This window comes from Aurantibacter sp., from assembly GCF_039941195.1.
In the GTDB taxonomy this organism is placed as follows: Bacteria; Bacteroidota; Bacteroidia; order Flavobacteriales; family Flavobacteriaceae; genus Aurantibacter_A.
Map to the genome: position 1 here is coordinate 13,533 of NZ_JBDVFA010000006.1, position 19,756 is coordinate 33,288.

Genomic DNA, 19,756 nt, shown 5'->3' on the forward strand with positions numbered 1-19,756 from the left:
TATTTAAGTAAAAATAGCAAAACCGAGTTTGATTATTAGAATTCAAGCTCGATAGCAAATTGAACCTTTATTTATTAACTTTGATTCCACTAAAAAAGTATTTTCATGAGCGCAATACCAAGTGTAGACTTACAGGATTTCCTATCGGGAGATGACAATAGAAAACAAAAATTTATTAATGAAATCAGTTCTGCCTTTGAAGATATTGGTTTCGTAGCATTAAGCGGACATTTTCTATCTGAAGAATTAGTTGAAAACCTTTACGCGGAAATTAAAAAGTTTTTCGAATTACCTCAAAACGTAAAAGACAGCTATGAAATAGAAGGTATAGGTGGTCAAAGGGGATATACATCTTTTGGAAAAGAGCATGCAAAAGGGAGAAAGGAAGGAGATTTAAAAGAGTTTTGGCATTTCGGACAATATGTTGAAGACAATCCGAAATTAGAAGAAGAATACCATAAAAATGTAATTGTTAGTGAATTACCTGCTTTTAATGAAGTGGGCAAAGAGACATATAAAATGCTCGAAAAAACAGCTAAATATGTTTTACGAGCACTAGCACTACATTTAAATCTTGAGGAAACGTATTTCGACGCATATATAAAGAATGGAAATTCAATCCTTAGACCAATACATTATCCTCCGATTACTGCTGAACCCAAAAATGCAGAACGGGCAGCAGCACATGGAGACATTAATTTAATAACATTGTTAATGGGTGCTCATGGCAGAGGATTACAAGTAAAAAATCACAATGATGAATGGGTAGATGCGATTGCACGACCAGACCAATTGATGATTAATGTTGGTGATATGCTATCTCGTCACACAAATAATCGATTAAAATCTACGATTCATAAAGTTGTCAATCCACCGAAAGAGAGCTGGGGAAAATCAAGATATTCGATTCCATTTTTTATGCATCCAATTAGTGAAATGCCATTGAATTGCTTAGAAAACTGTATCGACGAAAAAAATCCAAAGCAATTTGAGGACACCACAGCAGGCGAATTTTTACATGAACGTTTAATAGAACTCGGACTAATTAAAGAATAATGCGACACCATTCTATTTTACTTGCACTCCTTATTGTAACGGCTTCATGCAAAAAAAAACCAGTTACTCCAGAAAAAATAAAACCGAATGTACTTTTTATTTTAGTTGACGACCTTGGTCTACATGATTTAAGTTCTACCGGGAGTTCATATTATGAAACTCCAAACGTTGATCGAATTGCAAAAGAAGGGGTTGTATTTACACAAGGTTATGCTGGCAGTAGAGTGTGTAGTCCTTCAAGAGCAACTATAATGACGGGTAAGTTTACAGCACGACATAAGGTTACCGATTGGATTGGTGCAAAATCAGGTGAAGCATGGCGCGAACATAATCGATATGATCAAATGCTGCCTGCTAATTATACGCATGAGCTTCCAAAGGAAGACATTTCGTTGGCTGAAGCAATGAAAGCTGGAGGCTACAAAACCTTCTTTGCCGGAAAATGGCACTTAGGCGGTGAAGGATCTTACCCAGAAGATCACGGTTTCGATATTAATGTAGGCGGTTGGGATAAAGGGAGTCCAATTGGAGGTTATTTTTCTCCATGGGTAAATCCAAGTCTGAAAAATGAAAAAGACGGCGAAAACTTATCAATGCGTCTTGCCAAAGAAACAGCAAGTTTTATTGAGAAAAATAAGGATACAACGTTTTTTGCAATGCTATCGTTTTATGCGGTTCATGGTCCTATACAAACTACCCAATCCAAATGGAACAAATATCAATCCAAAGCAGTTGAAGCTGGAATATCAGATTCAGGGTATATTATGGAACGTAAACTTCCAATACGCCAAGTTCAAGACAATCCAGTTTATGCGGGGTTGGTTGAACAAATGGATGATGCAGTTGGGGTAGTTTTAAAAACTTTAGATAGTCTAGGGCTGGACAAAAACACTATTGTAGTTTTCACCTCCGACAATGGTGGCGTTGCCTCTGGAGATTCATTTTCAACGGCCAATCTTCCGCTGAGAGGTGGCAAAGGATACCAGTGGGAAGGTGGCATACGAGAGCCCTATTTTATTAAAGCTCCAACATTAACTAAGACACCGAAAACTATTGACTATCCTGTTACCGGGGCTGATTTATATCCAACTATATTAGATTTAACTGAATTAGAAGTTATTCCTAATCAACATGTTGACGGGGTAAGTCTTAAACCATTACTTGAAGAAATTGTATTATCTGAGAGACCGTTGTATTGGCACTACCCACACTACGGAAATCAAGGAGGTGACCCATCTTCAATCATTCGTTTAGGCCAATGGAAGCTCATACATTATTGGGAAGATGGTCATGAAGAACTATATAATTTAGAAAAAGACCCAGAGGAGCAAAATGATGTTTCAGAACAAAATAAATCAACAAAAGAGAATTTAAGTAATAATCTTTTAACGTGGTTGAAAACTGTAAATGCTAATATGGCTTTAAAAGATTTGGAATATGACCCGGCTTTAAATAGAAAAAGGCATGAAAGCATTATTAATGAATTGTGGCCACAATTAGAGAAAAAACGCTTAGATGTATTGTCTGAAGATTTTGAGCCCAACGAAGATTGGTGGAGCAGTAATACTACACTAGACTAATAAAACACAGCATTTAGGGCATTTATTATTTTTAGTCTACGTAGAGCTAATAGACTATTTTTTAAATTGATTCGTTTATCAATAAGATTTAATTATAGTCTAGAAAATGATAAAAATTATTACATCCTTATTAATGCTATTATGTTTAAGTAGTGTTGCCGCTCAAATTGAATATGAAAAAGGCTATTTCATAAATAGTTCTGGTGAAAGAGTTACTTGTTTAATTCGTAACGTTGATTGGAAAGAAAGCCCAAACTATTTCAATTACAAATTAAAGATTGATTATGAAGTGCGTCGTGCGGACGCAACAGAAGTACTAGAATTTGGAGTTTTAAATGGTGCTAAATACATTGGAGCTTCCGTATCTATAGACCGCTCTTCGAGTATTACAAAAAATTTAGACCATAAAAAACAACCAAATTTTAATACCGAAAGACTTTTTTTAAAGGTAATAACAGAAGGTGCCGCCAACTTGTATAGTTATAACCAGAATAGCTTACGAAGATTCTTTTATAGCCAAAATAAAGGGGAAATTTATCAATTGGTTTATAAAAAGTACTTAACTGAATTAAATAAGATTAAAATTAACAAACATTATCGTCAGCAAATATTTAATACTTTAAAATGTGATGCCATAAAACCTATAGAAGTTAATAGGTTAGACTACACAACCAAAAGTTTAAAAAAGATATTTGACGAATTCAATAAGTGTATAGATAACGATTATGTGATGAATGAATCTAAGCCTCGTAAAATCGATTTTAACTTTTGGTTGCGTCCGGCATTCACATATAACACATTTAGTGTCGCAAATAGTATAAATCCCAAATACACCTTTGAATTTCCTAACGCAATAGGTATAAGGTTTGGGACTGAATTTGAATTTGTATTGCCTTATAATAAAAACAAGTGGTCCTTATTTATTGAGCCAACCTACCAAACTTATGAGTCCGAACGGGAAGTAGAGATATACGAGGAGTTTATTGAGAACGAAAAATACGACGCCAATGTAAGTTATAGTTCAATTGAATTACCCATTGGTGTACGATATTCCATGTTTTTAAATGCAAAATCAAGAATTTTTATCGATTTATCTTTTTCACACGATTTTCATACAAGCTCTGAAATTATCTTGGGTAATATAGACGATTTAGAAATGAGTTCAAATGAGAACTTTGTGGCTGGACTTGGATATGCATTGAATAGTAAATTACAGATGGAGTTTAGGTATACTTTTTCAAGAAATATTTTAGACAATTATACTTTTTGGTCTACTGATTATAAGGCTGTTAATCTAGTTTTAGGCTACAACATCTTTTAGAATTAATGTGAAATCATAAAAAAACAAACAAATAAGCAAAGTTTTTAATACATTGCCATCCCCTTTTTGAATGAATTTAATACTGAATAATTTACATGGATTTAAAAGATCAGCTTAAGAACTTATTTCCAGATCATGTAGAGAAAGAACAGCCTAAGGAAATCGTTAAAAGTACTGTTTGGCTTCAAGATGAACCAATTATTTGCAAGTATGAAAAACGAAAAGGCAAGCCTATAACGATACTAGAAGGCTATAATGGTGCCGACAAAGACTTTAAGCAACTTGCCAAAGAATTAAAGAAGGCTTTAAGTGTAGGTGGTGGTATTAAAGGAGAAAGTATTATCATTCAAGGCGATTTCAGAGACAAAATCATGGAAATACTAAAGCAAAAAGGATTTAAAGTAAAACGAGTTGGCGGATAACTATTTATTGATTTCATTGATTATAATTCGTAAAAAATGAAATTGTTTTTTCTGTTAATTTAATTTTGAAGATTGAAATTATTTGGTATTTTTATTTACTAATCTATAACCACACACGAAAATATGAGCTCCCTACTACATATCACTAATGGAGACAGTTTTACTGAAAAGTTGAAAACACTGAAGTTAAAAGGTGATATTATTACCTGGCGCGAGATGCTATGTGAAGGTAAAACGCTTACCAATGTAGGCAGTGAAAATTTTTGGAAGACAAGATTTGAGTTTCTTAACAAAAATTACAAAGTATCGAAATCTTGGTTTATTGAAAAAACATTAAAAGAGTATCGTTCTTTGTGTAATCATAAGCAAGAAGATAAAATTGTATTGTGGTTCGAATATGACCTTTTCTGTCAAATAAACATGCTTGCCGTAATTAGTTGGCTTAAAGCACATCGTAAATATGCTGAAATAACGTTGGTTTGTAGTGGTAAAGAAGACCAAACAGATAAAATGTATGCGCTTTGTGATTTAAATGATGAACAACTATTAAATCTATATGAAAATCGCATTACTTTAACACAAGACGATATCGAATATGCTGATTATGTATGGCAATTATATTGTAGTGATAATCCTATTCGATTAGAAAATCTTAGTGATTTTGAAAATTACCAGTTCAGTTATTTATCCGAAGCAGTAAAGAACCATTTATTCCGCTTCCCTAGTATTAAAAACGGTTTAAACAAGATGGAAAATAACATTTTACAACTTGCTCTGGATAAAAAGCCTAAATCCAAAAGTGCATTTCTACAGACCGTTATTCAAAATCAGGATGGATTAGGTTTTGGAGACTCGCAATACGAAAGAGCTTTTAATAGACTGAAACCCCTCTTTTCTTCTTTTAATCCAGTTAAACTTACAAAAAAAGGCAAAGATATTCTAGATAAACAAACCAGTTATTATTCTTGCATACAAGACAATGATGTGTATTTGGGTGGTGCTTTAAAATATAATTTTCTTTACAATACGGATTCTGATAAGATTCTAAAACTCTAAAATGTCTTTCGGACCCTCTGAGCTTATTTTAAATGCGGACAATAGTATTTATCACCTCAACTTATTACCACAAGATATAGCAGATACAATAATTACAGTAGGTGACCCTGAACGCGTGAGTCACGTTTCTTCGAAATTTGACGCCATCGAATTAAAAAAAGGGAAACGAGAGTTCATAACCCATACCGGTGTAAAAAACGGAAAACGACTTACAGTAATTTCTACTGGAATTGGAACCGATAATATTGATATTGTTTTAAATGAATTGGATGCACTTGCAAACATCAATTTAGAAACACGGACGCTCCACAATAATATCAAAAAATTAAACATAATTAGAATTGGCACCTCTGGTGCTATTCAACCAGAAATTGAATTGGATTCTTTTTTAATTAGTGAATATGCATTAGGTCTAGATGCGCTTTTAAGCAATTATGAAAATGTAGCCATACGAAATTTTGAATTTGAACAAGAATTTCAACAACAAGTAGCTTGGTCTTCTGAAAAACCTACCCCCTACGCGGTAAAAAGCGATGAATCATTGGTAACACTACTTACATCAAATCGTATACGATTAGGAGTAACAATAACAGCTTCAGGATTTTACGGACCTCAATTCAGAGAATTACGATTAAAAACGCAAGGAGCCAATTTGTTTGAGCAAATAATGAAATTTTCATTTGATAATTGGCAATTCACCAATTTAGAAATGGAAACGGCGGGCATTTATGGGTTATCGAAATTATTGGGTCATCGAGCAATATCATTAAATGCTATTTTAGCAAATAGAGCTACTGGTGAATTTTCAAAACGACCTTATGCGGTGGTAGATGATTTAATTGAATATACATTAGATAAAATTTCTCGATGAAAACAGTTCGAATAATAGGAGTTCCAGAACATTTTAATTTGCCTTGGCATATGGCAATTGAGGAAGGAGCGTTTGAAGAGCGTGGAATCGATTTACAATGGACAGACATTCCCGAGGGCACTGGTAGAATGTGTCAGATGTTAGCGGACGAAGAAACAGACTTAGCTATTATTTTAACTGAAGGTTTGATAAAAAGCATTTCTGAAGGAAATAAGTCTAAAATAATCCAGGAATATATTGCATCTCCGCTATTATGGGGCATTCATGTAGCGGCCGACAGTCATTTTAAGACGATTTCAGAGCTTGCTAACGCAAAAGCAGCAATAAGTAGGTTTGGAAGCGGAAGTCATCTTATGGCCTATGTTAATGCCCAAAATGAAGGTTGGAATACGGAGAACTTACAATTTGAAATCATAAATAACCTCGAGGGAGCTAAAAAAGGGCTAGCTAATGGCGATGCTGATTATTTTATGTGGGAACATTTTACGACTAAACCCATAGTAGATGCAGGGCTTTTTAGAAGATTAGGGGATTGTCCTACCCCCTGGCCATGTTTTGTAATAGCGGCCACAACCAATTTTATTGAAAAGAACGATAGTGTATTAAAGCATATTCTAGAGGTAATTAATGATTATACCACAGAATTTAAGCAAATACCAAGTATTGACCGAACACTTTCAAATCGATACGAACAACAATTGGAAGATATTAAAAAATGGCTTTCCATTACAAAATGGAGTCAAAACCAAATTAACCTAAATACTTATGAAAAAGTTATAGATACACTTCTCGAACTAAATTTAATTAACGAACGATTGCCCCACCATAAAGCATTGCATTAAACACTGGCATTTGCATCGGCCTTAAAATGAGTAGTTACCAATTTAGTTACAGATTTTTCTGATAATGGTTTTCGAACAAATTCCTTTACATGCGGATTTTGTTTCGCCTTTACTTCATCACTTTGCTCTTCGCTAATAGTTAGCATTACAATTGCGATATCATCTTTTAACTCCTGACTTACTGATTTCTCATACTGTTCAAGAAATTGCCAACCATCCATAGTCGGCATATTAATATCCAATAAAAGCAAACATGGTGTTTGTAGTGGATTCTCCTTATTTAAAATAACATCCATACCTTGTTTACCATTTTCAGTGGCAATTATATCAGCATTTAGATTCAGCTTATTTATGAATACAGTATTCAGAAGATTGCTAATAGAATCATCATCAACTAGTAACACGGTTTTTACAGCTTTTGAAATCATACGTCGTTTGGTTTTCTTAAAAGTAGTAATTTTCTGTACAAATTTATGGGTAAAATTAATTTTAAACGCAAAAAACTGTAAGAATTATCGAACATTTAAATAATTTGTGCCCTATTTATTAAATAAAGAATTTTCAAACCTATATTTTCTGAATATAATGCTATTTACTTCATTTATTTAATGTAATATACTGATAATCATACATTTTATTACCATTTTACTGGTTTTTGTTTAGTATTTCGTAATATTTCATTTACCGAACTAAAATGACGATTTCCAAACCAATACCCCCTATTCGCACTTAAAGGCGATGGATGTCCCGAAGTAAGCACATGATGCTTTGATGAGTCAATTAATTTAATTTTTTTCTTGGCATATCCCCCCCAAAGTAAAAAAACCACATCCTCTTTTTTATCTGAAATAGTTTTAATAACCGAATCTGTAAAGGTTTCCCAGCCTTTATTTTGATGACTTCCTGCTGTATGAGCACGAACGGTTAGCGTAGCATTTAACAATAAAACCCCTTGCTTAGCCCATTGTTCTAAATTTCCACTTTTAGGATATTCAGCACCAGTATCATTATGAAGTTCTTTAAAAATATTTTGTAAAGAAGGTGGGTATTTTATGCCATCGTTTACCGAAAAACAAAGTCCGTTTGCCTGATTAGGGCCGTGATACGGATCTTGCCCTAGGATAACTACTTTAGTTTCATTAAATAAAAAATAGTTAAATGCCGCAAAGATATCTTTTACTGGAGGATAGCATGTTTTTGTTTCATATTCAGTAATTACAAAAGACTGAAGTTCTGTGAAATAGGGTTTTTTAATTTCTTTTTCTAAGTGCTCTTTCCAGCTTTGATTTAATTGTTGAAACATAAAAGTTTTCGATTACAAAAAACAAAACTAGCTAAAAGCAAATCTAAAATGAAGCCTAATTACTTCATTTTCATACAACAAATTTTAATTTCTTGTATACAGCAGGCAAAATATATCGTTTCGCTTATTAATTTGATATTTTAGTGCATCAAACTTTATTAAAGAACAGCTCACAATGCAAAAATACCCATCTATAGCTTATTACATATTTCTATTAATAATGACTACCCCTTTCCTTACGCTTAAAGCACAATTTCAAAAAATGGAATTACATACAAAAGCGAAGCCCGTCAATGCTGTAGTAAACAATTCTATTTTAGAAGGTTCGTCTGTTTTGAATGACCCAAACCGGTTTATTTGGGGTGGTAGTGTTGTAAAAGGGTCAGACAATAAGTACCACATGTTGTACAATACATGGCATTGCGGCGATAGCATTCCTAAATTTAGTGATTCGTGGGTATTGCACTCTGAAATAGCCTATGCAATTTCAGATAAACCAGACCGTGACTTTGTTTTCCAGAAAATTGTATTAAAAGGTGCCAAATCAGATGGTAATGCTGCTGTTTGGGATGCTCAGATGGTTACGAATCCGCATATAAAACAGTTTGGAAATACCTATTATCTTTATTATGTTGGCTCTAAGGACCCAGGTATACAACAAGAAAACTCAGACGGTAAGGGGATTAATAAAAGAAACCGTGTACAACAAATGCTGCGCATTGGAGTCATTGAATTCAATAGTTTTGAAGATTTGGTAGCCGAAAATTTCACAAGACCAAAAGAACCATTATTGGCACCAAGAACTAGAGTGAAACCAAATAATATTATTGCGCCATCACCACCAGGCACATCACCGAAACCTGATAATATAATTGTTGTTAATCCTTCGATTGTTCGCAGACCTGTCGATGGAAAATACCTTATGTACTTTAAAGGCAATCTATACGACCCTAATTGGCGAGGCGTTCATGGTGTAGCAATTTCTGACAACCCATCAGGGCCATTTGTACCTAAAGATGACATAATTTTTGATTTCAAAATGGAGGATGGTAGATTAGCATCAGCCGAAGACCCCTATGTTTGGTATCATAACACTCTAAATCGATTTTATGCGGTCTTTAAAGATTTCTCAGGAAAAATTACTGGTTCAGAACCCGGGTTAGCCCTATTAGAATCTTTAGATGGTTTACAATGGACAAAGCCTACAAACCCATTTTTTATGAAAAAGGAAGTCACATTGATTAATGGTGATATCATAAAACTAAATCGATTAGAACGACCACAATTATTAATTGACGCTAACGGCAATCCACAGGTACTCTATGCCGCAGGTTCAATTGTAAACATAAATCCCCGTCAAGACGGAAGTTCATTTAATATTCAAATACCAATTGAAGCATACGTAAAATAATGCAAATACTATACTATCACCCTATTTTATTACGATTACCTACCTTTGCCACCGTTTATAAAGGATGATGGACAAAAATATTAGCAAAGTACTTGAAGATTTAGAGTTACCTACTGTTTTAACGCAAGTTTCGGCGCGCTGTACAACAGAATTAGGAAAAGAGCTTTGTGCGCAAATTCTGCCACTATCAGATTTTGACAAAATAACAATGCTTTTAGGTGAAACTGCGGAGTATCATTCCTCTTTTGTTAGTGAAAACCGCATTCCTAATCACGGTTTTGACCGAATAGATAATGAAGTAAAGTTGTTAAGAATAGAGAATAAAACTCTAGAAATAGATGGTTTTCGAAAAATTGGAAGTATTTGCAATACCATTATTACTCATAAAAAATTCTTCAAAAAGTTTAAAGAATATTATCCATTGCTTTTTAATTTATCAGACGAAATAGAGGCCAACAAGGAGATTCCTGCTCAAATTAATAGCATTATCGACCGTTTTGGTGAAGTTAAAGACAAGGCTTCCGATAATTTATTTCAGATTAGGAAAGAAATAAATGTGGTAAAGGGTAAAATTGGGCAAAGCTTTGCGTCAGCCCTAAATTTATATCATGGCTCTGATTATTTAGATGACATTAGAGAGTCCGTAGTTGAAAATCGGAGGGTTTTAGCAGTAAAAGCCATGTATCGCAGAAAAGTTAAAGGAGCCGTAATGGGTTCATCCAAAACCGGGAGTATAGTTTACATAGAACCTGAAGCAACTTTAAAATTAAGTCGTGAATTAAATAATCTGGAATACGATGAAACTGAAGAAATTCAGCGTATACTAAGCGAACTCACTAGTTTTATACGTCCGTATCGAGACTTACTAAACGAATATCAATATTTTTTGGCAAAGGTAGATGTTACTGCTGCAAAAGCTAAGTATGCATCCGAGACTAATGCGGTGTTACCAAAGTTAAACACAGATAAACGTTTATTTTTAAGGGATGCCTATCATCCACTACTCTACTTAAGCAATAAATTACAAGACGAAAAAACGTTTCCGCAAACTATAGAACTACATCCTGAAAACCGCATTATTGTAATTTCGGGTCCAAACGCGGGTGGTAAAAGTATTACATTAAAAACCATTGGTTTGCTGCAAGTGATGCTTCAATCAGGACTACTTATTCCTGTTCATGAAAGAAGTACGGTTTGTCTATTCGATAAAATATTAACTGATATTGGAGATAATCAATCTATAGAGAATCATTTAAGCACCTATAGCTATCGCTTGAAAAACATGAATAATTTTCTACGCAAGTGCAACAGTGAGACATTATTCTTAATTGATGAATTTGGTACTGGGAGTGATCCTGAACTCGGTGGAGCGTTAGCCGAGGCTTTTTTAGAAGTTTTTTATGAACGCGGTGCTTATGGAGTAATTACTACGCATTACGCCAATCTTAAGGCATTAGCAGATGAATTGCCACACACAACAAATGCTAACATGGTATTTGATGGAAAAACCCTAGAACCAACCTTTCAATTAGTATTAGGTGAGGCAGGAAGTTCATTTACTTTTGAGGTTGCACAAAAGAACGGCATCCCCTACTCGCTAATTAATAAAGCAAAGAAGAAGATAGAGCGCGGTAAGGTGCGTTTTGATGCCACGATAGCCAAATTACAGAAAGAACGCAGCAAAATGGCTAAAACAGGCTCTAGATTACATGAAGAAGAATTAAAAGCAAGGGAAGAATCTGCTCGTTTGGAAAAATTGAATGCAAAAATAAAATCGAAACTTGAGAATTATCAAGAGTTATATGATCATGATCAGCGCATGATTCAATTGGGAAACAAAGTAAACAAGGCAGCTGATCGCTATTTTAGGGATAATAAGAAAAGATCTTTGGTGTCTGAATTAATACGAATTGTTGAAACGGAAAACAGTAAGCGTAAGAAGAAAACAGCAAAAGAAGCCAAAGTTGAACGTGTAAAAAAGGCTAAAGTAGCGCAGGAAGTACAAAAAGAAGTAAAAGTAATTCGTGAGAAAAAGAAGGTTGAAAAGAAAAAAGCAGTTAAAAAAGAACAAAATAAACCCAAACCAGTTTTAAAACTTGGTGATAAAGTCAGAATGCAAGATGGTAAGGCAACTGGAACTATAGATAAGCTTGAAAAAAACAAAGCAGTTGTAAATTACGGAATTTTTACAACCAATGTTAGTGTAGATCAATTGGAATTAGTGGAACGTGCGAAATAATCAAGTATATAGATAATTTCAAATTGTAGTAAAATTGATTGTCAACAAATTAACAAAAAACGTATATGATTTTTCAAAAATAACAGCCGACACCAAGTTGTTGAATCGCAACTTTAGGTGCCGGCTGCCTTAATTTTTAAAGGCCACAATTATTTAGAGGTCAAATGGACCAATAAAGCCCCAGTTCAATTCCGCATTTGAAATGACATATTGCGTACCGGCCTTATTAAAGAGTAAATATTGACGATTATTCCCAAGATAGAAACCAATACCCGCGCCTACCGCATCAAAGGGTATGGTGCCATTTCCCCAATCAGAGATATCATTCACCCCGTCGAATTGATTGGGGTTATTTGAATATTTAGAATATTTGGTGCCATCGCGATTAATCATCCAGCGATCCGCTGGACCGCCGTTGTAGCTTCTGAATAGCATGGCCCCAATTCCGTTGACTGCGAATGGGTTCTCACCTGCAGCGAGGTTTTCTATATCGTTGAGACTACTTCTCCAGTTCTCTCCATCCAGGACATAATTGTAAAATAGACCGTTTTGAGACATGAGCATAATCGTATTACCGGTTGAACTACCCAATGAAGTGTTGCAAGCAGCACCAATGCCATCATCCCCGAATGGATATTCACCTTCATAAAGTTCTTCTATCGGGTAGGGTCCGTCCAATTGGGCATTCGCACTTCGCATGAATTGTTTTCCATCCGTACTGATCAGTACAAACTCGGTACCCTGAACGCAATAGGCCGCTCCTACTGGACCCATTTCTGAGATTACTTTTCCTTTCCAATGCGCTGTGTGAATAGGTTCCCCGCCAGTTCCGCTAACGGGTGTACATTCTGTTACGTCATATTGAGTGGCAAGTTGTACCCCAACGATCTGATTGGTGTTTACACTACGAACCACATAACTCAAAGGCAATCCCGTGGAAATCGTACTGCTTTCCGCCAATAGATTGACCAATTCAGAAAGGTTGCTCCCAATAGTTTTTATGGTCGAACTCGATTCGCCCCCAAAGGCCATTACCTTAATCTTGATTTCGCTCAGCTCACTTAAATAACTGGCGTCGATATCTACTTCAGCCTTGTTGGCCACAGATTGAAATTCAGCCTCTACTGCCGCGTTCATTTCAGTATAAGAAGAAGTAGACTCTACTAACATGTAATAAATTCGACCATATGAAACATCGCTAATATAAGTGGCTGGGTTGCCAGGTTGAACATATTTAGCCAAATCTTCTGGGGTTACCGAAGATGAAAAAAGTTCGTCTAAACTCGTTGGTATTTCAAATGACATGGTGTAAAAATTCTGAGTGAGTTTTACCAGAATTCGATTGTACTCCTTCTCGGTACTAAAATCAAAGTCGGCACTCACATCGGCAAATGCATTTTCAAAATCAATGCCCATACTCAGGGCCAGAGATTCGCGACTTTGTACTTGACTGTAACTAAAAGTAAAATTGGCCGGTAAATCTTGTGGTGAGTTGGCAATGATGTTATTCATAGCATTTTGAATGGAAAGTTTAGAAACTTCATCTACTTCAAAACCTGACAAAAGATTACCATTGATCAAGTTGTATGAAACGGCACCCCCCGCCCTTTTGACGGCAATAACATCGGGAGTTGCCTTTTTTAACGATTTACCTTGAAGTAAACTGCCCGGGTAAATCACGGAAGCGTTGGGGTTGAACAACGGAAAACCATCTCTCCCAGTACCTCCGCCCTTAAGGGCGTCATAAGTTTTTGTAGTGCAGTTCCAAACTTCACCATCAATTACTTCACTCGTTTCTGTTTCATCTACGATTTCTTCTGAGGTGGTCGGTTCTTCCAATTCTCCAGCAGAGGCAACAATTTGAGAAAACTCTACTTCTGAAGTTGGCTCTGGATCATTATTGTCACCACCGTCTTTACTACATCCTAACAGGAATGTAAAAAGAATGGCTGCACACGTTTGTCTCAATTTGATTGGTCTTGTTTTCATTGTAAAAGGTTTTTAGGATTCAACACCTCAAACCTAGCCTAGAATACAGGCGGAACCTAATTTTAGGCATGGACAAAGTATGGACGACTCTACGAATTTTGTACATTTAAGCCTATAGACAGGCATATTTCAAAATCATGAAAAATTATTATAAACAACTGAAATAAAGCTATTTATGTGTTTGTGAAATATCTTAATAAATGTTTTATGTATGGACAAAGTATAGAGAAGGGTGGTTTTACGCATTTAATATGCTAATTTGGAATGAAAAGAATAAATAAATGATAAAAACAAAGATTCTATATCTATTGCTCGGCCTACTAACCTACTTTAATACATCCTTAGCACAAAACCAAAAAGAAGTAGATAGCCTATTGCATATCTATAGCACCAATGATTCTATCAAAGTAAAAATGTATGCGCTTGATGATTTAATAGATATCTATATTTATACAGAACCCAAAATAGCAAAGGGCTATATAGACCAAATGCTACAAATTTCTAAAGATTCAAACTATAAACATGGTATCTTAAGAGCCGAATTTTGCCTTGGTCATTACTATTCCACATTAGGCCAAATGGAACTGGGAGCAACCTATTACAGAAAAACCCTAAAACGCTCAAAGAAAGACAACGATGATTCTTTTTTGGCCACTGTCTATAAAAATTTGTCCATTTATGAGTCGCATATCGGTAATTATCATGAGGCCATTCGGTTAATGGATTCTTCAGCCGTACTTCATTATGAATGGGAAGACTATTTGCGCTATGGCTCAGACCAGAACATTATTGGAAAGAACTATTTTGATATGGGCAATTACCCCAAGGCAATGGAAATGTACCAGGCCGCACTGAAAACTATGGATACTATTGCCATTAAGACCTATCATAAGGCTGATACTTTCGTCAACATTGGCACCCTACATCATATTCAGGAAAACTATGGGCAGGCCATGCGGTATTTTGAGAAAGCGATGGAAGTATATCAACAAACGGACGACCACCTGTATCAAGCCAATACCTACATTGATATTGGGAACGCACATGAAGCCAAAAAAGAATTTGCACTGGCCATCCAAAATTATCATCAAGCATTGGAATTGGGTGAAAAATATGACTTCCCTATCATTCAACAAAGAGCTTATGGAGCTATAGGATTAATTCATAAGGAGAAAGGAGAATATCGTCAGACGATATCATTTCTGAAAAAAGCCTTATCCATAGAAGGAGCCGATGTATCTCAAATCAACAAGGTAAGCTACCTGTCCAACTTGGGCTACACCTACACATTGACCAATGATTTTAATACTGCATTCAAGCATTTTAACACATCCATTAGGCTTGCCGACTCCATTAAAGTGGGCAACGAACTACAAGAATCCCTTTATTATCGGGGACTATTACATGAAAAGGCAGGAAACCAAGAAGAAGCGATAAAAGACTTCAAAAGATCTAGAGTCATTAAAGACAGCCTGTTTACCATTGCCAAGACAACACAGATAAATAAGTTACAGATACTTTATGATACCGAAAGAAAAGAAGCGGCCATAGCCCTACAACAGGAAGAAATAAACACCCTAAATGAAAAGGCCAAGAACGATACGTTGACCAAGGGACTCTATGCCGGAGGTATGGCCTCTGCCTTAGCCCTATTCGGACTTTCAGTTTTTGGGTATCGCCAGCGAATCAAAAAAAACCGTAGCGAACGTGAAAAACAAGAAGAAATCTACAAACAAGAAATAGCACACAAGAAAAAAGAACTGACCAGTCAAACACTGCACTTGGTACAGAAAAACACCTTTATTCAAGAGCTCACTCAACATCTGGAAAACGTAGAAAACTCACCAGACAAGTTTAAAACAGAATTCCGACGCATTGTAATGCTATTAAAAAAAGAAAATGCTTCAGACAAAGACTGGGAGGTCTTTAAAACCTATTTCTCGGAGGTGCACAACGACTTTGATCAAAAACTAAAGACCCTATCGGCCGATATATCTGAAAAGGAAATACGTTTGGCTGCATTTTTACGAATGAATTTAACCACTAAGGAAATTGCAGCCACGATGAATGTTCTACCCGACAGTATCCTAAAATCGAAATATCGCTTAAAAAAGAAATTAGGTATCGACAAAGAGATAGATCTAACTACATTCTTAAATAACTTGTAAAGTTTTCAATCCCTATTTTGGCTATTGTATCTTTGTACTGTGGATAAAGAAAAAAAAATAGTCCTTTTTGATGGGGTTTGCAATCTTTGTAATAGCACTATTCAGCGTATCATAAAAAGTGATACTGAGGATGTTTTTCGCTTCGCGGCATTGCAAAGTGATGTCGGTAAAAAGTTGATTTCAGAACGCAATATCGATACTGAAACCATTGATTCTATCATTTTAATTGAACCAGGCATTGCCTATTATGTAAAATCTGATGCCGCTTTACAAATTGGACGACATTTAAAAGGATACCGAACAATTTCAAAGCTATTGAATTTGATTTCCAGTGGTTTACGTGATATCGTATACGATTTTATTGCGCGTAATCGCTACAAATGGTACGGTAAAAAGGAACAGTGTATGATACCAACCCCTGAATTGAAGGCTAAGTTTTTGGATTAACTCAGTCAAAACCATACTTCACTCACTGTTCTATACTTCTCCCCTATTTTGTATTGTGAGATTACAATGTTGCCTTTAAGTTTATCGAAACTTTAAACAGCAATCAACATGAAAAATCTAATCTTATTCCTTGTACTATCTCCATTCTTAACATATGGTAACGATGTAGAAATCCCATCCAAAATTAAGGAGGTTACCGTTTATTTAAGTGGAGCCAATATCACGAGAACAGCAAATTGTAATCTTCCCTCTGGAGCAACAGAAATTACTTTAACCGGTCTTTCATCCAAAATCGATGAGAGCAGTATTCAAATTTCAGGACTACAATCTGTTTCAATTTTATCAATGTCTTATGATATAAACTTTATGCCGGTGATATTAGACAAATCAACTTCACTGCCATTACAGTCGAGATTAGATGTTATAGCTGCAGAGATTGCAATACTAAAGAATACGGTTTCAGGGCTCGAAGAAGAAGAACAAGTTATTTATACCAATCGCACGGTAAGTGCAAGAACACAGTCGTTAAGTCTAGAAAAAGTTAAAGAAATCAGCACTTACTATCGCAAACGTATTACGGCTATAAAGAATGATATTTTTTATGCGAATCTTAAAATCAATCATTTAAATGATGAAACGCGCACTTTACAAAAGCAAATGGCAGAATTCAATAACACGCCTGAAGTAGAACAAGGAGAACTTAAAATTAAGTTTGATGCTCCAATTGCAAGTAATCTCAAATTAGAAATATCATATCAAGTTCAAGATGCGGGGTGGATTCCAAATTATGACATCAAATCTAAAGATATAAACACACCATTATCACTCAGCTATAAAGCACATGTATATCAAAAGACTGGTAATGATTGGAATAATGTTAAGGTTGTTTTGTCAACAGGAAATCCTAATGTAAATGTTACAAAACCTAATTTAGGAACCAAATATCTTAATTTCACCAATGGATATCAAAATACAAATGTTTCTGCCGTTAAGAAAAGTCGCTATGTATATAACCCATCTGTGAAACAAGTCACGGGGACCGTGGTTGACAATGCAGGCATTCCTTTACCAGGGGCAAACATCGTTGTAAAGGGTACAACAAATGGAACTACCACCGATTTTGATGGTCATTTTTCAATTGAAGTTCAAAATGGGCAAGAGCTGACTATATCCTATATAGGTTATAACACTACAGAGCTTCCAGTGTATTCTTCCGTAATGAATATTCGATTAGATGAAGACGCATCGCAATTAGAAGAGGTTGTTGTAGTTGGATATGGCACTTCATCTAAAAGGAGCGTAACGGGTGCAGTAAGCACGGTTGGCGTTGAACAAACACTAGCAGGAAAGACTGCAGGAGTAGCTATAAGAGGAATATCTTCTATTCGAGGTAACTCTAGAAGTATTGCTCCTCCTGCTCCATTATATGTTATAGATGGGCTTATCGTTGAAGGTTTTAAGGAGGGTGATTTAGATATGGATGAAATTCAGTCTGTAGAAGTTTTGAAAGGGGCTAGCGCAACTTCAATGTATGGAAATCGAGGATCTGATGGTATCATTGTTATAACCACCAAGAAAAGTACAACTCATGATGATGTAACGAATACAAAATTTATCATTGAGAAGCCATATTCCATTATCTCTGACGGGGATATTACAGCAATTGAAATCAACACATTTAAATTAGACGCTAAATATGAATACTTTGTGGCACCTATCGTAAACGAGAACGTATTTCTTACCACTACTTTTAAAGAATGGGAACAATTGAATTTATTACCGGGGGAAGCAAGTGTATATTTCAAAGGAACTTACGCAGGTAAAACGACAATTGATCCTTATACTACAAAAAAAGAAATGACCATTTCTTTGGGCATCGACCAAAACATTACGGTTACGAGAAAGCAAAATAGAAATTTCAAAAGCAAGAATTTTACAGGAAGTAATCGAATATTGGATAGAAATTATAATTTAGAAGTGAAAAATAACAAATCAGTTGCAATAGATTTAAAACTTGTAGATCGAATTCCAATTTCTCAAAATAAAGATATTAAGATAAGCGATATAGAAACACATTCGGCAATATACGAAACTAAGAACGGGTTATTGACGTGGAATCTAAAAATAGACTCAAAAGAAACAAAGTCCGAAAGTTTTTCTTTTCAGGTAAAATATCCCAAACACAAACGGATTTCAATTTAATTATATAAAACTCCACAAGCTTATTTGTTTGTGGGGTTTTTATTTAAGTCGAAAAATCGAGTCCAACGCTTCAAAATATACCTGTTCAAAATCACTTAGGTTATTATGATCACCACCAACTACAGTAAACAATTTCTTAGTATTAGCATTTGATAGTTTAATAAGGCTTTCACCATTTTCATATGGAATCAAACCATCTGAAGTTCCATGGATAATAAAAGTAGGAACTGTTATTTTCTTGATATTTTGATTATTCTGAAATCGATATTTCAATAAATACTTTGAAGGAAGAAAAGGATACTCTTGCTGCGCTATTTTTAATAAGCTCATAGGTGTAGATTCTAGTACTAGGCGTCCAGCATCATATTTTTTCACCATATGGGTTGCGAAAAAACCACCTAATGACCGACCGTAGGTCACTATTTCAGTGTCGCTAAAAAAACTTCGACAATATTCATAAAACAAAAAACCATCATCAAGCATTCGCGTTTGCCTTCTTTTACCGGTACTCTTTCCAAAACCTCTATAGTCCCAAACTATTACATCATAACCGTATCTATTTGAAAGTTCTTCACCCCATTTACCCCAAACATCAACGCCACCTGTATTACCGTGACAATACAGAATAATACCATTGGGGTTGTCTTGCTTAAAATGGATACCGTTTAGAACAGCACCATCTTTTGCTTTTAAAAACAGCTCTTCATACTTTGTAGCAAACTGATATTGATAGTCATGGGCTATCACGCTACTATTAAATATTAGCTTCTCCTGAAAAAAATAAAGTATTCCTACAATCAATATAATAAGTATTACGAATGATTTAACAATACGTCCTAATAGTTTCAT

General features: G+C 35.1%; 16 protein-coding genes. 12 read left to right on the forward strand and 4 right to left on the reverse strand.

The genetic code is table 11. From position 1 onward, the window contains the following. The first annotated feature begins 105 nt into the window (after positions 1–105). The 7 genes from ABJF52_RS00470 to ABJF52_RS00500 all read left to right on the forward strand — a co-directional run bounded on the left by ABJF52_RS00470 (position 106) and on the right by ABJF52_RS00500 (position 7,148). Positions 106–1,056 carry a 2-oxoglutarate and iron-dependent oxygenase domain-containing protein gene (locus ABJF52_RS00470; protein ID WP_348144700.1) on the forward strand — a complete coding sequence of 317 codons (951 nt, stop codon included), beginning with the start codon at positions 106–108 and terminating at the stop codon, positions 1,054–1,056. Beyond that, positions 1,056–2,636 (forward strand): sulfatase, encoded by a 1,581-nt coding sequence (locus tag ABJF52_RS00475; protein ID WP_348144703.1) that lies wholly within the window; start codon positions 1,056–1,058, stop codon positions 2,634–2,636. Before ABJF52_RS00470 ends, ABJF52_RS00475 begins: the two co-directional genes overlap by 1 nt. 106 nt (positions 2,637–2,742) lie before the next feature. Further along, positions 2,743–3,957, forward strand: a complete 1,215-nt coding sequence (locus tag ABJF52_RS00480; RefSeq protein ID WP_348144706.1) for a tRNA modification GTPase — start codon at positions 2,743–2,745, stop codon at positions 3,955–3,957. Positions 3,958–4,052: 95 nt separating this feature from the next. After that, positions 4,053–4,379: a translation initiation factor gene (locus tag ABJF52_RS00485; protein ID WP_348144708.1), complete on the forward strand. Its 327-nt coding sequence runs from the start codon at positions 4,053–4,055 to the stop codon at positions 4,377–4,379. A gap of 123 nt (positions 4,380–4,502) precedes the next feature. Beyond that, positions 4,503–5,435, forward strand: a complete 933-nt coding sequence (locus tag ABJF52_RS00490) for a DUF1835 domain-containing protein (RefSeq protein ID WP_348144710.1) — start codon at positions 4,503–4,505, stop codon at positions 5,433–5,435. A gap of 1 nt (position 5,436) precedes the next feature. Further along, positions 5,437–6,306: a nucleoside phosphorylase gene (locus ABJF52_RS00495; protein WP_348144713.1), complete on the forward strand. Its 870-nt coding sequence runs from the start codon at positions 5,437–5,439 to the stop codon at positions 6,304–6,306. After that, complete coding sequence (locus tag ABJF52_RS00500) at positions 6,303–7,148, forward strand: substrate-binding domain-containing protein (RefSeq protein WP_348144716.1); 846 nt, start codon at positions 6,303–6,305, stop codon at positions 7,146–7,148. The genes ABJF52_RS00495 and ABJF52_RS00500 overlap by 4 nt, the downstream gene beginning before the upstream one ends. On the opposite strand, the gene ABJF52_RS00505 is transcribed toward ABJF52_RS00500, so the two are convergent. Both ABJF52_RS00505 and ABJF52_RS00510 read right to left on the reverse strand, forming a co-directional pair. After that, positions 7,145–7,576 (reverse strand): response regulator, encoded by a 432-nt coding sequence (locus ABJF52_RS00505; RefSeq protein ID WP_348144719.1) that lies wholly within the window; start codon positions 7,574–7,576, stop codon positions 7,145–7,147. The two genes, ABJF52_RS00500 and ABJF52_RS00505, sit on opposite strands and share 4 nt — an antisense overlap. A 209-nt stretch (positions 7,577–7,785) precedes the next feature. Further along, positions 7,786–8,451 (reverse strand): uracil-DNA glycosylase, encoded by a 666-nt coding sequence (locus tag ABJF52_RS00510; protein ID WP_348144722.1) that lies wholly within the window; start codon positions 8,449–8,451, stop codon positions 7,786–7,788. Between the two features lie 262 nt (positions 8,452–8,713). Between ABJF52_RS00510 and ABJF52_RS00515 the strand changes: the two genes are divergently transcribed. Both ABJF52_RS00515 and ABJF52_RS00520 read left to right on the forward strand, forming a co-directional pair. Further along, positions 8,714–9,862: a glycoside hydrolase family protein gene (locus ABJF52_RS00515; RefSeq protein ID WP_348144725.1), complete on the forward strand. Its 1,149-nt coding sequence runs from the start codon at positions 8,714–8,716 to the stop codon at positions 9,860–9,862. Between the two features lie 67 nt (positions 9,863–9,929). Next, a complete protein-coding gene (locus tag ABJF52_RS00520) occupies positions 9,930–12,101 on the forward strand; it encodes a DNA mismatch repair protein MutS (protein ID WP_348144753.1) in 2,172 nt (723 codons plus the stop codon). A gap of 153 nt (positions 12,102–12,254) precedes the next feature. Here the strand turns inward: ABJF52_RS00520 and ABJF52_RS00525 are convergent, their stop codons facing one another. Continuing rightward, on the reverse strand, positions 12,255–14,090 hold the full coding sequence (locus ABJF52_RS00525; RefSeq protein ID WP_348144728.1) for a thiol-activated cytolysin family protein: 1,836 nt from the start codon (positions 14,088–14,090) through the stop codon (positions 12,255–12,257). Positions 14,091–14,371: 281 nt separating this feature from the next. On the opposite strand from ABJF52_RS00525, the gene ABJF52_RS00530 reads away from it, so the two are divergent. The 3 genes from ABJF52_RS00530 to ABJF52_RS00540 all read left to right on the forward strand — a co-directional run bounded on the left by ABJF52_RS00530 (position 14,372) and on the right by ABJF52_RS00540 (position 18,907). Continuing rightward, positions 14,372–16,258, forward strand: a complete 1,887-nt coding sequence (locus tag ABJF52_RS00530; RefSeq protein ID WP_348144731.1) for a tetratricopeptide repeat protein — start codon at positions 14,372–14,374, stop codon at positions 16,256–16,258. A 39-nt stretch (positions 16,259–16,297) separates the two neighbouring features. Further along, the gene (locus tag ABJF52_RS00535; protein ID WP_348144734.1) at positions 16,298–16,705 is read left to right on the forward strand and encodes a thiol-disulfide oxidoreductase DCC family protein; all 408 of its coding nucleotides are present in this window, start codon (positions 16,298–16,300) and stop codon (positions 16,703–16,705) included. Between the two features lie 108 nt (positions 16,706–16,813). Next, positions 16,814–18,907 (forward strand): mucoidy inhibitor MuiA family protein, encoded by a 2,094-nt coding sequence (locus ABJF52_RS00540; RefSeq protein ID WP_348144736.1) that lies wholly within the window; start codon positions 16,814–16,816, stop codon positions 18,905–18,907. 39 nt (positions 18,908–18,946) lie between these two features. Here ABJF52_RS00540 and ABJF52_RS00545 read toward each other — a convergent pair whose 3' ends face one another. Then, the gene (locus ABJF52_RS00545) at positions 18,947–19,756 is read right to left on the reverse strand and encodes an alpha/beta hydrolase (RefSeq protein ID WP_348144739.1); all 810 of its coding nucleotides are present in this window, start codon (positions 19,754–19,756) and stop codon (positions 18,947–18,949) included.

What these genes read in the sequence shown, in the direction of transcription:
- ABJF52_RS00470 (WP_348144700.1), top strand. Translation starts at nt 106, where the DNA reads ATGAGCGCAATACCAAGTGTAGACTTACAGGATTTCCTATCGGGAGAT.
- ABJF52_RS00475 (WP_348144703.1), top strand. Translation starts at nt 1,056, where the DNA reads ATGCGACACCATTCTATTTTACTTGCACTCCTTATTGTAACGGCTTCA.
- ABJF52_RS00480 (WP_348144706.1), top strand. Translation starts at nt 2,743, where the DNA reads ATGATAAAAATTATTACATCCTTATTAATGCTATTATGTTTAAGTAGT.
- ABJF52_RS00485 (WP_348144708.1), top strand. Translation starts at nt 4,053, where the DNA reads ATGGATTTAAAAGATCAGCTTAAGAACTTATTTCCAGATCATGTAGAG.
- ABJF52_RS00490 (WP_348144710.1), top strand. Translation starts at nt 4,503, where the DNA reads ATGAGCTCCCTACTACATATCACTAATGGAGACAGTTTTACTGAAAAG.
- ABJF52_RS00495 (WP_348144713.1), top strand. Translation starts at nt 5,437, where the DNA reads ATGTCTTTCGGACCCTCTGAGCTTATTTTAAATGCGGACAATAGTATT.
- ABJF52_RS00500 (WP_348144716.1), top strand. Translation starts at nt 6,303, where the DNA reads ATGAAAACAGTTCGAATAATAGGAGTTCCAGAACATTTTAATTTGCCT.
- ABJF52_RS00505 (WP_348144719.1), bottom strand. Translation starts at nt 7,576, where the DNA reads ATGATTTCAAAAGCTGTAAAAACCGTGTTACTAGTTGATGATGATTCT.
- ABJF52_RS00510 (WP_348144722.1), bottom strand. Translation starts at nt 8,451, where the DNA reads ATGTTTCAACAATTAAATCAAAGCTGGAAAGAGCACTTAGAAAAAGAA.
- ABJF52_RS00515 (WP_348144725.1), top strand. Translation starts at nt 8,714, where the DNA reads ATGGAATTACATACAAAAGCGAAGCCCGTCAATGCTGTAGTAAACAAT.
- ABJF52_RS00520 (WP_348144753.1), top strand. Translation starts at nt 9,930, where the DNA reads ATGGACAAAAATATTAGCAAAGTACTTGAAGATTTAGAGTTACCTACT.
- ABJF52_RS00525 (WP_348144728.1), bottom strand. Translation starts at nt 14,090, where the DNA reads ATGAAAACAAGACCAATCAAATTGAGACAAACGTGTGCAGCCATTCTT.
- ABJF52_RS00530 (WP_348144731.1), top strand. Translation starts at nt 14,372, where the DNA reads ATGATAAAAACAAAGATTCTATATCTATTGCTCGGCCTACTAACCTAC.
- ABJF52_RS00540 (WP_348144736.1), top strand. Translation starts at nt 16,814, where the DNA reads ATGAAAAATCTAATCTTATTCCTTGTACTATCTCCATTCTTAACATAT.
- ABJF52_RS00545 (WP_348144739.1), bottom strand. Translation starts at nt 19,756, where the DNA reads ATGAAACTATTAGGACGTATTGTTAAATCATTCGTAATACTTATTATA.